Annotated in this window: 11 protein-coding genes; 2 read left to right on the top strand and 9 right to left on the bottom strand. The window is 34.2% G+C overall.

Annotated elements, in window-relative coordinates:
- Positions 1–21: 21 nt before the first annotated feature.
- The 3 genes from lpxB to surE are packed head-to-tail and all read right to left on the bottom strand — an operon-like array spanning position 22 to position 2,192.
- The gene (lpxB, locus tag RM542_RS00225) at positions 22–1,131 is read right to left on the bottom strand and encodes a lipid-A-disaccharide synthase (RefSeq protein ID WP_311383687.1); all 1,110 of its coding nucleotides are present in this window, start codon (positions 1,129–1,131) and stop codon (positions 22–24) included.
- Position 1,132: 1 nt separating this feature from the next.
- On the bottom strand, positions 1,133–1,420 hold the full coding sequence (locus tag RM542_RS00220; protein ID WP_311383686.1) for a hypothetical protein: 288 nt from the start codon (positions 1,418–1,420) through the stop codon (positions 1,133–1,135).
- Positions 1,413–2,192, bottom strand: coding sequence for a 5'/3'-nucleotidase SurE (surE, locus tag RM542_RS00215; RefSeq protein ID WP_311383685.1), 780 nt, complete (start codon positions 2,190–2,192; stop codon positions 1,413–1,415). Before surE ends, RM542_RS00220 begins: the two co-directional genes overlap by 8 nt.
- Before the next feature lie 200 nt (positions 2,193–2,392).
- Between surE and RM542_RS00210 the strand changes: the two genes are divergently transcribed.
- Positions 2,393–4,588, top strand: coding sequence for a carboxy terminal-processing peptidase (locus RM542_RS00210; RefSeq protein WP_311383684.1), 2,196 nt, complete (start codon positions 2,393–2,395; stop codon positions 4,586–4,588).
- A gap of 59 nt (positions 4,589–4,647) precedes the next feature.
- Here the strand turns inward: RM542_RS00210 and RM542_RS00205 are convergent, their stop codons facing one another.
- Positions 4,648–5,616, bottom strand: a complete 969-nt coding sequence (locus RM542_RS00205) for an L-threonylcarbamoyladenylate synthase (protein ID WP_311383683.1) — start codon at positions 5,614–5,616, stop codon at positions 4,648–4,650.
- A 114-nt stretch (positions 5,617–5,730) separates the two neighbouring features.
- Between RM542_RS00205 and RM542_RS00200 the strand changes: the two genes are divergently transcribed.
- Entirely contained in the window at positions 5,731–6,534 is an 804-nt protein-coding gene (locus tag RM542_RS00200) for a DNA/RNA non-specific endonuclease (protein WP_311383682.1), read from the top strand.
- Here the strand turns inward: RM542_RS00200 and rodA are convergent.
- The 5 genes from rodA to purH all read right to left on the bottom strand — a co-directional run bounded on the left by rodA (position 6,531) and on the right by purH (position 13,760).
- Positions 6,531–7,811, bottom strand: a complete 1,281-nt coding sequence (gene rodA / locus RM542_RS00195; RefSeq protein WP_311383681.1) for a rod shape-determining protein RodA — start codon at positions 7,809–7,811, stop codon at positions 6,531–6,533. The genes RM542_RS00200 and rodA overlap by 4 nt on opposite strands.
- Complete coding sequence (locus RM542_RS00190; RefSeq protein WP_311383680.1) at positions 7,801–9,669, bottom strand: penicillin-binding transpeptidase domain-containing protein; 1,869 nt, start codon at positions 9,667–9,669, stop codon at positions 7,801–7,803. The genes rodA and RM542_RS00190 overlap by 11 nt, the downstream gene beginning before the upstream one ends.
- 528 nt (positions 9,670–10,197) lie before the next feature.
- Complete coding sequence (gene mreC / locus RM542_RS00185) at positions 10,198–11,010, bottom strand: rod shape-determining protein MreC (protein ID WP_311383679.1); 813 nt, start codon at positions 11,008–11,010, stop codon at positions 10,198–10,200.
- Positions 11,011–11,059: 49 nt separating this feature from the next.
- Positions 11,060–12,088 (bottom strand): rod shape-determining protein, encoded by a 1,029-nt coding sequence (locus tag RM542_RS00180; protein WP_311383678.1) that lies wholly within the window; start codon positions 12,086–12,088, stop codon positions 11,060–11,062.
- A gap of 139 nt (positions 12,089–12,227) precedes the next feature.
- On the bottom strand, positions 12,228–13,760 hold the full coding sequence (gene purH / locus RM542_RS00175) for a bifunctional phosphoribosylaminoimidazolecarboxamide formyltransferase/IMP cyclohydrolase (protein ID WP_311383677.1): 1,533 nt from the start codon (positions 13,758–13,760) through the stop codon (positions 12,228–12,230).
- Positions 13,761–13,839 lie beyond the last annotated feature (79 nt).

Raw genomic sequence — 13,839 nt, 5'->3', positions numbered from 1 at the left:
ATAGCTTCTTGGTAGCTAAAATTAAGCATTTTCAATGATCAATGCTGCTGCTTTTTCGCTAGCGCCAGTACCACCCAATTTTTCTTCTAAAGAATTGTAATCGGAAAGTATTTGATCTCGTTGTTTTCCTCTTACAGTTTTGCTAAGTTCTAATGTCAAGTTTTTGGTATTCAAGTCATCTTGAATTAACTCTTTTACCACCTCTTTATTCATGATAAGATTGACTAACGAAATGAAGTCTAAAGTAATGATACTTTTAGCAATTTGATAAGATATCCAGTTTCCTTTATAACATACTACTTGTGGAACTTTAAACAGTGCTGTCTCCAAAGTAGCAGTGCCACTAGTTACAAGCGCAGCATGGGAATATTTTAATAAGGAATAAGTCTGATTTGAAACAAAACCCACGGTGTTTTGCTTTAGAAAAGAACTATAAAACTCATTTTCTAAACTAGGCGCCCCAGCAATTACAAATTGATAAGATGGAAAGTCTTGAGTAACAGAGAGCATCAATCCTAACATTTTTTCAACTTCTTGTTTTCTACTTCCTGGTAACAAAGCAATTATAGGTTTGCTAGGATGCAGATTGTAATCTGCACGCAAAGTCTGTTCTTCAATAAAAGTGGTATTTGAAATTGCATCTAAAAGCGGATGTCCAACAAATTCAACATGATAATCGTGCTTTTGATAGAACTCCTTTTCAAAAGGTAAGATGACATACATTTGGTCAATATCCCGTTTTATTTTTTTGATTCGACCTGCTCTTGAAGCCCACAATTGGGGAGAAATATAATAGTTGGTCTTAAAGTTTTGAGATTTTGCCCACTTGGCAATACGCAAATTAAAACCAGAGAAATCAATAAAAATGATGACATCAGGCTTGAATTTAGTAATGTCTTCTTTGCAAAAACGAATGTTCTTAAAAATTGAAGTTATGTTTTTCAACACTTCAAAAAACCCCATAAAAGCCATGCTCTTATAGTGTTTTGCTATTTCACCACCTGCTACTTGCATTAAATCACCTCCCCAGCAACGAACCTGTGCATGAGCATCTTTTTTTAAAAGTGCTTTGATAAGATTCGAGCCATGAAGATCTCCTGAAGCTTCACCTGCAATGATATAATACTTCATATTAGAAGAGCTTAAAATAAAGAATAATCAGTGCTGTTAAAATAGTAGCAATCATAACCCCTCTTGCTCGATAATCACGTTTAATACGCAGAAATCCAAAAAATGCAACTAGATTTAAAATGGCGCCTAAGGCCAAAATACTTCCAATATGACCTTGTTCTACAGCAATTTTAAGAGTTTCAGATATGCTGAATTCTGAGAAAAGTAAAATATAAGCTAAGGTTCCAAAAGTATTTGCTATAAGCCCTACTAAGAATCCGATAATAACTTCTTTTTTTGTGTTATTCATTTAAATTCCAATTGTTGATTGTTTGAATTGTGTGATGTGCTGTTAAATCGAATTGAGTGGGTACTACTGAAACATAACCTTGACTCAGTGCGAACTGGTCAGTGTCTTCACCTTTATCTAATAATTCAAATTTGCCAGTCAACCAATAATATTCTTTGCCGGTTGGGCTAATCCTTTTATCAAATTTTTCTTTCCAATTCGCCTTTGCTTGCCTACATACTTTAATACCTTTTGGTATTTGCTCCGCAGCCTTAGGTATGTTCACATTAAGCACTGTACCCTTTGGTATTCCGTAATTTAGGGCCTGAATAACAATTTTTTGAACAAATTCTTTGCATTTGCTAAAATCCGCGTTCCAACCATAGTCGCATAATGAGAAACCAATGGCCGGTATACCTTCAATGCCTGCTTCAATAGCGGCGCTCATGGTACCAGAATAAATAACATTTATTGAGGCATTTGATCCATGATTAATTCCACTAACAACAATATCTGGTCTTCTATCTAAAATTTCTTGAAGCCCTAATTTCACACAGTCGGCTGGTGTTCCACTGCAACTATATTCTATGGGTGCGCCTTTTTCTTTGTCGATTATAACTCTTTTGGAGTATAACGTATTATCAATAGTTATGGCATGTCCCATACCCGATTGCGGACTGTCAGGTGCGACCACAACGACTTCGCCAATTTCTTTCATAAATGCAATGAGAGAACGCAGTCCTGGCGCCGTAATTCCATCATCATTCGTTAAAAGAATTAGCGGTTTTTTCATTTGATATAATTATTATGGTAAAAATACGTTTTTCATAAGGATATGAAGTCTGAAGCGTTTAACAAAAAATTAAATGTGCGCCTCTAAAAGTGGCATGATTTTTTCAGTATCTTAGGGAATTCGTATGAATTGTAGGTGTAAATTGAAGACTGATTTGCACTAATTGAAATAACGATGAACCCAGTCCCAAAAACTATATTATGAAGAAGAATTTTGTGCTAGGCTTTTTAATAATACTGATTGCAGTTGCCTCTTGCAGTTTTACAAACAAATCTTTTGAGACCAATGATAAAGACAAGTTATTACTTGACTTAATTACATATGTCTTAGAGCGTGGTCACTACGAACCTAAAGATATTAATGATAAATTTTCAGCTAACGTTTATGAAGATTTTATCGATATTCTAGACCCAACAAAAAGATATTTTATTGAAAGTGATATTCGTGAATTTGAGCAATACAAGTATCAAATAGATGATCAGATAAAAAATACTGAAATTTCTTTTTTCAATTTGGTTTATCAGCGTTTAATGAAACGAATGGACGAAGCAAAAGATATTTACACTGAGGTATTAGAAAAACCTTTTGACTTTAATATTGACGAAGAAATAGTTGTTGATTATAAAGAAGAGCCCTACGCTGCTAATAAAAAACAGCTGAAAGAGCGATGGAGAAAACAATTGAAGTATAATGCTCTTGGTGTTTATGATGGAAAAATTAAGATTAAGAATACCTCCAGTAGTAAAGGAGGCGTAGAAGGAGGCGACTTGGCTAGTGTAGATGTTGCTACTGCAGAAGAAAAAGCTGATGAAGAGCTAAAAAATATGACTCTAGCTGAAGTCGAAGCAGTATCTAGAGAAACAACAAAAAATACTTTAGATGATTTCTTTGAGTTTGTTTCCGGTTTAGAAAGAAAAGATTGGTTTGAGCAATATGTCAATACAATTGTAGATGAGTTTGATCCTCATACCTATTACTTTGGCCCTGAAGAGAAGGATAAATTTGACATTAGTATGTCTGGTAAATTTGAAGGCATAGGTGCTAGATTACAAAAGAAACCGGAAGGTGCAAAAATCGTTGAAATTATATCTGGTGGCCCGGTATGGCGAGCAAAAAGCCTTGAAGTAGGTGATGAAATTTTAAAAGTTGGACAAGACGGTGAAGAGTCAATTGATATTGTTGGCATGCGCTTAGATGATGCCATTAAACTAATTAAAGGACCAAAAGGCACTATAGTTGATTTAACGGTAAGAAAGGTTGATGGTACTGTAGATATAGTGTCGATAACCAGAGATGTTGTTGAATTAGAAGAATCGTATGCAAAATCTGCAACAGTTATAAAAGATGAGCGCAAATTCGGCTTAATTAACTTACCAAAATTTTATGTAGATTTTGATGACTATTCTGAACGCAATGCTGCTACTGATGTAGCCAAAGAAGTGGAGCGATTAAAGCAGGCCGGAGCAGAAGGTTTAATACTTGATTTAAGAGATAATGGTGGAGGTTCACTAAAAACCGTTGTTGAAATGGCAGGTCTTTTTATTAAAGATGGTCCAATTGTTCAAGTGAAATCTTCAGGACAGCGAAAAGAAATTCATGAAGACAAGGATGAGCGCGTTCAATGGGATGGTCCATTAGTTATTATGGTTAATGAATTGTCTGCATCGGCATCTGAGATTCTTGCTGCCGCTATGCAAGATTATAAAAGAGCAGTTGTTATTGGCAGTAAGCAAACTTTCGGAAAAGGAACTGTTCAAAATGTTATTCCTTTAGATAATATCGTTCGAAGTAATGAACACGGTGATCTTGGAGCAATTAAATTAACTACTCAAAAGTTTTATAGAATTAATGGTGGTTCTACCCAGTTGGAAGGTGTAAAGAGTAATATAGTTGTCCCAGATAGATATAGCTATATTGATTTAGGAGAACGTGATCAAGAAAACCCTTTGGCTTGGGACAAGATTACACCGGCTGATTATCAAGTTTGGGATGGTAATATTGACTACGAAACCACTGTGGCGAATAGTAAAGCTAGAATGGCAAATAATGCTCAAATTGAACTTATTGAAGAAAATGCTAAATGGGTGCGTGATCAGCAAAATGAAACCATAGTTTCTTTGAATTATGAAAAGTATAAGACAACGCAAGAGGCGAACAAAAAAAGATCTAATTATTTTAAGAAACTGAGAGATTATGATTCTAAATTGACTTTTGAATCTTTAAAATATGAAGAAGAGTTGTTTACAAAAGATCCTATTTTGAGAGAGAAAAGAAATCGTTGGCATACTGATTTAGCTAAAGATGTTTATATCGAAGAGGCTATTAATGTATTACAAGATTTGAAATTGAATTCTCTGAAAAATCACAATACAAAATTAGCAAGTGTTAAGGGTTAAGGGTTAAAATTTCAAAGAAATAAATATAAAAAAAGCTCTGATAAAATATCAGAGCTTTTTTATTTGACTGCAGAACGTTTTAATCGATCATTAATGGCAAGTCCAATATCTTCATCTATTACTTTTTCTATGATTATTAAATCTAAATCCAATGCATCAAGTTCGTGCATTGAAGCGTAAAGTTTTTGTGCAATCTCTTCTAGTAAGTTGTTTGATGATAGAACTATCTGCTTTGAAACTATAATTGGTCCTTTATAAGGTTGAAAAGCTTTGATAAGGCCTAATTTTAAACCACTATTTTCCCTGATAGTACTCTCAATACTGTCGCTTATAATTGTTTTTGTTTTTGGAGCATAATGAGAAGAAAGCATTCCGGGTGCTTCCAATCGACCAGAATTCGGAGTATGAATGACAACTTCTTTTTTTAAGACTTCTTCAATATCCTTGGCAGTGATAACACCTTGCCTATAAAGAGTGGGCTTATTATTGTCATTCCAACCTAAAATTGTGGACTCTAATCCTTTTTTACAATTACCTCCATCTAAAATGAATTCAATCTTGTCTCCTAATTGTTTCTCAACGTGCGAGGCCTTAGTTGGGCTAATATAACCTGAGGGGTTTGCGCTAGGTGCTGCTAAAGGATAATTTAACTCATTTAATAGCTTTATGGTTAATGGGTGGCTAGGCACTCTAACAGCTACTCTAGGTAATCCAGCAGTGATAATTTCTGGTACTAAATCTGTTTTAGGTAATAATAAAGTTAAAGGTCCGGGCCAGAATGATTTGGCTAGCAGTTTTACGTCGTCTGAAATTGAAGCAACATAAGGTGAGATAGCATCAAAGTTTGAAAAATGTAAGATCAGTGGATTGTTGCTAGGTCTACCTTTTGTTTTAAAAATACTTTTTACTGCATCAATACTTGTAGCATTGGCAGCCAACCCATAGACTGTTTCAGTTGGTATGGCAACTAAATCTCCATTGTTTAAGGCCGCTTTAGCTTTTTCAATATTTTTGGTTAAATATGCCATCGGTGCAAAATTAAGCTTAACCTTTAGGGTGACAAAATGATAAGCGATATGTCTTGTTTTCGAAGTAATTAACAAAGCAGATATATCTTACTATTTTTAATGATAAATTTTAAAATGAAAAAGGATAAAGTCGTTTATACTGTTTTGTTGTTAACTTGTATTCTTGGGTTTTGGTTATTTGAAAATTTTTACACTCCAGATACGTATTCAAACCCTAATAGTAGTGCTATTTCAGCTCCTTTTAAGAAAGAGTATTTACCAAGCTCAAGTTTTAATCAAATAGTATTACATGATTATTTTATGCTTTCCTATAGTGAATTTCATGAGCAAGCAGAATGGGTTGCCTATGAATTAAAAAAGGAACATTTAACCTATGATAATCGCAAACGGCCCTATTTTATTGAAGACCCTAAAGTAGCATCTAAATCGGCGGATTGGAGAAATTATAAAGGTTCTGGTTTTGATAGAGGACATTTATGCCCGGCAGGAGATAGACGGTTTTCAGAATATGCTTACAATGAAACTTTTTACACTAGTAATATTTCTCCTCAAGACAGGGCTTTTAATGCGGGAATTTGGAATCGTTTAGAAATGCAAGTTAGAGATTGGTGTAAGCGTTATGATGATTTATATATCATTACTGGTGGGGTTTTAAAAAATAACCTTGAAGAAATTGGCAGTGAAGATGTTGATGTGCCTGAGGCTTTTTATAAGGTGATTTTTAGAAATGATAATAATCAGCTTCACGTAATGGCATTTTTGTTTCCAAATAAGGAAAGTAGAAAACCTTTAAAACAATTTTTAGTTACAATTGATGAGTTAGAACTAGCAACAGGAATTGATTTTTTTTATAAAAAATCTGACAAATGGCAAAAGCGCATTGAAAATAAAATGAGTATCAAGAATTGGAAATTTTAAAGTTCTTTGAGTCTTGAGCTATCAAACTTTAAAAACACAAATAACATTGCTGTAAAGAACAACAATCCAGAACCACCATAGCTAAAGAAAGGTAGGGGAATTCCAATAGTTGGTAACAAGCCAATCACCATCCCAATATTAACAAAGTAATGAATCAATAATATGGAAATAATACCATACCCATACATTCGACTAAATTCTCTTTTTTGTCGTTCAGCTAAATGAATGAGCCTTAAAAAAAGAGCTGTGAAGACAATTATGATTAAAGTAGTACCTAAAAACCCCCATTCTTCGCCCACCGAACTAAAAATATAATCGGTGTGTTGTTCTGGTACAAAATCCCCTTTGGTTCGCGTTCCTTCAAGAAAGCCTTTGCCTAAAAAGCCACCTGACTCTATTGCCTTTTCAGACTGGTATGTATTATAACCAATGGTTTTTTTGATTTGTTCCAATTTAATTGGGTCCTTTTCAAGTCCAAGCCATAGACTAAAACGATCACGATGTCGCTGCTCAAAGATTTCGTTAAAAACAAAATTCACGGAAAGCGAAATAACAACACACGAAACGATGAATATGATTAAAGGAATTTTGGGTATTTTAAAATCTGCTCTTTTAAAAAAGAAGAATAGGGAAATAAGAATTCCTAAACCAATGCACATCCAAACAACTCCGAATTTTAAAGTGGTAATAAAAAGTAATACAAATAGTAAGGCAAAGCCAAGATATTTTATAGGTAAGCCTTCTCTAAATAGCACAAAAAATAGTGAAAAGTAGATTAATGCACTCCCTGGATCTGGTTGCGGTGCAATTAAAACAACAGGTATCAAAATTATTAAGACAGCATACAATTGATGCTTACCTTTTCTAATATCTGTTTGAATATCACTTAAATATTTTGCCATTGCTAAGGCAGTAGCAAGCTTAGCGAATTCTGAAGGTTGTAAATTAAAGAAGCCTAAATCATACCAAGAAGTTGCACCTGCTATAGTTTTCCCGAATAAGAAAAGACCGATAAGCATGACAATAGCAGCCACATAAAAAACACTTGAAAATCTTTCAAAAAATGATGCTTCTAAAGAGAGAATAATAATAATGAGTAAAAACGATAAGCCAATAAAAAATAATTGTTTGCCATAAGAAGTACTAAAATCTAAAATTGAAGTCTCATCTCCAGTAAATGTCGTACTGTAAATATTAACCCATCCGAACAAGACCAAAATAACATACAGAAGAACCGTAAGCCAATCTAAGCGCCTAAGTACACTTCTACCAGACATACTCGTTTATCTTGAAAGGCTCTCCGCTTAGAGGTTTTGCATACTCGTGTTCTAAGGTTTTTTCTAACATTTTTTTCTCCAGATCTGTTCTGGTTATCTCACCTTTCAGATACTTTTCTACTAACAGCGAAGCAATGTGGCCGGCATATCTACCTCCGTAATAACCATGTTCAATATAAACAGCTAGTGCAATTTTAGGATTTTTAATGGGAGCAAAGGCAACGAAAATAGAGTGATCAGTGAGCTGTACACGTTCGCCATTAATACGAGTAAAATTCTCTACAGTTCCTGTTTTACCAGCAATTTCAATTCCGGGTACTTTTAACCATTTTGCAGTGCCATATCTATAAACGTTAGCCATCGCTTCAACTACTGGTTCAAAATGTTCTTTATCAATTGTAGTGTAACGTCTTTCTGTAAATTTAGATGGAATACCATTCTGACCACCAATTTGTTTAATTATATGGGGTGTATAAAAGAACCCTCTATTAGCTATTGCTGCCGTCATATTCGCCAATTGAATAGGTGTAGCAGCAACTTCTCCCTGGCCTATAGCATTTGAAATGATAAAGGAAGAAGCCCATCTGTTGTCTCCGTAAGCTCTATCATAATATTCCTTATTAGGTATTCTGCCCGGCGCTCCCGTTGGAAGGTCCGTGCCTAAGTAATTTCCTAAACCAAAACTTTTCATATGTTTCTCCCAAACATCCATTCCTTCGTCCGTGGTTTTGTATTTACCATAGATTTTTCTGAACGTCCCTGCGAAATAGGCGTTACAAGAATTAAAAATTCCAGAATTTAAATCTCTGACACCTCCGCCGCAATGGCATCCTTGTTTCTTTTTTCCGACATAAAATCCGTTATAACATCGGAATTTGGTATCTGTATCAATCACCCCTTCTTGTAAAGCAGCAAGGGCATTTAAGGTTTTAAATGGCGAACCTGGTGAAGGTTGCGCTAATATGGCGCGATCCCAGGTAGGTTTTGAAATACTATCATAATGTAATTTGGAGTAATTTTTAGAGCGGTCTCGACCAACCAATAGGGATGGGTCATAGGTTGGACCAGATATCATAGTTAAAATTTCACCTGATGACGGGTCTAAGGCTACAATTCCTCCTCTTTTACCATTCATTAGCTTTTCACCGTATTCTTGCAGTTCCTTATCAATAGTAACATAAAGCTCTTTTCCAACTTGAGGTAAGGTGTCTAGTTTACCATTTTTATAGGGCCCAATATCTCGATTAAAACGATCTTTTTGTAAATATTTTACCCCTTTTCTTCCACGTAATAATTCTTCATATTGTTTTTCAATACCTGTTCGACCTTTTAATTCACCAGCTCTGTAGTAAGGATTATTTCTTAAATCGGCTGCATTAACTTCACTAATATAGCCTAAGACATTAGCAGCACTTGGAGTCATATAATCACGTAAAGACCTCTTCTGTATGTAGAATCCGGAATACTTTCGCATTTTTTCTTGAAGCCTTGCATAATCTTCTTTTGCAAGTTGGGGTACTAAAACTGAGGGCAAACGTGTGGAATATTTTGTCGCTTTTTTTACCTGATTAATAAAATCTTCTCGGCTAATTTTCAAAAGATTACAAAACTCTGTTGTGTCCAGAGTTTTTGTTTCTCTAGGTATAATCATTACATCATAAGCCGGTTGATTGCCTACAATAAGTTTTCCGTTTCTATCATATACATAGCCCCGTTCCGGATAATCATAAACGGCTTTAATTGCAGGATCTTCAAAAAGTTGATTTGGAGAAAAACTGAACAATTGTAAATACGATAAACGCCCGATAAAGGTGATACCGATAATTACAATAATAGAGGATAAAAGTACTTTTTTCATCTTTAATCAGAAATTACTTTGAAGTTAAGCTATTCATTGTCAGTGGCAAAAAGTGAACTCAAAAGAATACATAAAATAAACGTGGCCAAACTTGTAAATAGTATTTTCTGTAAAATTAATAAGATGTGCGAAAAGCTTAAAATCTCAAATGAAAAGTAAATAATATGTTGGATAATAATTAAAATAAAAAGGAAGGTAATTCGCTGAACACGTGTTGAGTTTTTAAATGTGAAACCTTGAAAATCAAAATTGGCGCCAAAACAAAATCTCATGATTAGTGGTCTAGCATAAGCTAAGGTGATTGCAACCATAGTATGTAGGGCCAAAGTGTCTGAAAATAAATCTATTAAAAGACCTAAAAGGAAACTAACCAATATGAAAATTGCTCGATTTTCACGAATTGGATACCAGTAAAAAAATAAGACATAAATTAATGGATTGATATACCCAAAAAAGTTCAATTGATTAAATATCAATACTTGAATTAGCACCAATAATACAAACCGGATAATATTTATAACTATTGGATTACTGAGCATTTAAAGTCCTCTTTTCTAGGTTTAAAATCTCATCTCTGTTTTTATTTTTAATAATATAAATATTACTCAAGTTAGCCATATCATTGAACAACCTAATATCAATGTTATAAAAGCTCTGAGCTTCATTTAAATTAAAGTTTAAGATAATTCCAATGGGAATATTCTCTGGAAAAATACTGGACATGGCGCCCGTGACAATTGTATCACCAACCTTTACCGGAACTAATCTCGGAATATCTACCAGTTGAACTCTGTTATATTCTTTCGCATCCCAAATTAAAGATCCAAAATAATTGGTGTTCTTGATTTTCGCATTAATATTTGATTTGGTGTTTAAAATGCTCTGTACTGTAGCAAATTTAGTTGAAGTGTTTTCTACAATACCTAAGATTCCTTTAGTTGAAATGACACCCATGTCTTGGGTTACGCCATGTTTTTCACCCTTATTAATCGTTAGGTAATTACGAGGTGAAGCATAACTATTTTTAGTGATTTTTGCTCGAATTACTTCAAATTTGTATTTCAAACTATCTTTTTCCAACGCTTCTTCAGAATTTAACAATTGAAATCTAAGTCTTTCATTCTCTCTAACAAGACGTTCGTTATCTTCTTTTAAATTAAAATAAGAAGTGATATTACTTGATGTTTCATAAATAGAACCCGAAACCCATTTAGAGGAATTAAAAAATTTTGATTGATGAAAAGAATGTGATTGGATTGTAATTATAAGGGAAATTGAAAATAGAAAGACATATAAAAATGTGTTTCTGTTATCAAGAATAAAATTGATAATCCTTTGCATTCAATTTTATTAATAGAGTTTAAAAATTAACTCCGGGTTAAGCCTTATTCTATTTAATAAGTATGTTCTTATATCGTTCTAAATTCTTTAAGGCAATACCCGTTCCTCGAACAACCGCTCTAAGAGGGTCTTCCGCTATATAAACAGGTAAGTCTGTTTTTTGCGACAAACGTCTATCCAAACCTCTTAACATAGAACCACCACCAGCCAAATAAATACCTGTATTGTAAATATCGGCAGCTAGTTCTGGAGGTGTTTGTGACAAGGTCTCCATTACAGCATCTTCAACACGCAGGATACTTTTATCTAAGGCCTTTGCAATTTCTCTATAAGAAACTTGAACCTGTTTAGGCTTTCCGGTCAACAAATCACGACCTTGAATAGACTTGTCGTCTGGGGGTGATTGAAGATCTTCTGTTGCAGAACCTATTTCAATTTTAATTGCTTCGGCTGTGCTCTCACCAACATAAAGATTGTGTTGAGTTCGCATATAGTAAATTATGTCGTTCGTGAAAACGTCACCTGCAATTTTCACTGATTTATCACAAACAATACCTCCAAGAGCGATAACAGCAATTTCTGTTGTACCACCACCTATATCAACAATCATGTTACCTTTCGGTTGCATGATGTCAAGCCCAATACCAATTGCAGCGGCCATGGGTTCATGTATTAAATATACTTCTTTACCATTAACACGTTCAGCGGATTCACGAACTGCTCGCATTTCAACTTCAGTAATACCTGATGGTATACAAATTACCATTCGTAACGCAGGAGGAAACCATTTTTTCTTTAAAGCAGGTATGTTCTTAATGAACATATTAATCATCTTTTCAGAAGCATCAAAGTCTGCAATAACACCATCTTTTAAGGGTCTAATGGTCTTAATATTCTCATGAGTTTTGCCTTGCATCATGTTGGCTTCTTTACCAACAGCAATAATTTTTCCAGTTATTCGATCACGGGCCACGATTGAAGGACTATCGACTACTACTTTATCCAAATGAATAATTAGCGTATTTGCCGTACCTAAGTCAATGGCAATCTCTTCAGTCATGAAATCAAAAAAGCCCATAAAAATGTTTGTTTATCGGATTAACGGTAAAATTTATCGGCAAAAGTAGTGAAATGAAGAATAAAAATTGTTTATCACAACCTAAATGTTTCATTCCGAAAGAGAACAGTAATTAAAACTTCAAAACAAATCTGAAGAATTAATGTTTAAAATGTCGAGTGCCTGTCATCACCATCGCCATGTCGTTTTCATTACAATAGTCAATACTCAATTGATCTTTAATTGAACCACCGGGTTGAATAACACTAGTAATACCAGCGTTATCTGCAATTTCAACACAATCGGGGAAAGGAAAAAAGGCATCACTGGCCATAACAGCTCCATTTAAATCAAATTTAAATGAACCGGCTTTATGAATTGCTTGATTTAAAGCATCAACTCTTGAGGTCTGTCCGGTTCCACTTGCACATAATTGTTTGTTCTTTGCTAAAACAATGGTGTTTGATTTGGTATGCTTACAGAGTTTAGATGCAAACAATAGGTCTTCTAATTCTTTTTCAGAAGGCTTATTTTTTGTAGCATACTCTAAATCAGTAATAGTATCTGTTTTAAAATCTTTGTCTTGAACTAAAACTCCATTCAAACAAGTACGTACAATAGTCTCAGGTAATGTAACATCATTTTGAATTAATATGATTCTATTCTTTTTACCTTTTAAAATTTCTAGCGCATCCTCAGAATAACTAGGCGCGATTACTACTTCGCAAAATAATTTATGTATTTCTTCAGCCGTCTCGGCATCAATTTCAGTATTAGCGATGAGAATACCACCAAAAGCGGAAACCGGATCTCCTGCTAAAGCATCAACATAAGCTTGGCTTATAGTTTCTCGTTGCGCTAATCCGCAGGCATTATTGTGCTTTAGTATAGCAAATGTTGGAGCGTCACCTTTAAACTCGTTCATTAGTAATACTGCAGCGTCAACATCTAACAGATTATTATAGGAAAGAGCTTTGCCGTGTAATTTGTCAAACATGGCTTCAAAATCTCCGAAGAAAAACCCTTTTTGATGAGGGTTTTCGCCATATCTCAGTACTTGACCTTTTTGTTCACTAATTTTTAAAACGGCTTCTTCATGATTTTGATTGAAGTAATTAAAAATTGCGGTATCATAATGTGATGAAACATTAAAGGCCTTAGAGGCAAAGCGTTTTCTATCTTCAATTGTAGTTTGTCCATTTCTAGTGGCAATAACATTTAGAAAATCTTCATAATCCTCCATGGAAGAAACGCATAGGACATCCTTATAATTTTTTGCCGCGGCTCTAATTAATGAGATTCCTCCAATATCAATCTTTTCAATAATATCTTGTTCTGATGCACCACTTGCAACTGTTTTTTCAAAAGGGTATAAGTCAACTATTACAATATCCAATTGAGGAATTTCAAATTCTTCCATTTGTGCCACATCTCCTTCATGGTCTTGACGATTTAAAATACCTCCAAATACTTTAGGGTGCAATGTTTTTACACGTCCACCTAAAATGGAAGGATAGCTTGTAACATCTTCAACAGGAACAACATTAACTCCGAGTTCTCTGATGAATTTTTCTGTACCTCCTGTAGAATAAATGGTAATTCCTAGTTGGTCAAATTTTCTAATTATTGGTTCTAATCCGTCTTTATGAAATACTGATATTAAGGCTGATGTTGCTTTCTTTGTGGTGTCCATAGTTGTTTTACTGCAGAAAAAATTAAGCCTCAAAAATACTTTTTTTAAAAGCATCAATGAGATTGGGTTATCAACAAAA

Origin of the sequence: Croceitalea sp. P059, from assembly GCF_031846365.1 — a bacterium.
Classification (GTDB): Bacteria; Bacteroidota; Bacteroidia; order Flavobacteriales; family Flavobacteriaceae; genus Croceitalea; species Croceitalea vernalis.
The sequence above is the reverse complement of the archived record's forward strand: the minus strand, read 5'-3'. Positions and strand labels throughout refer to the sequence as shown.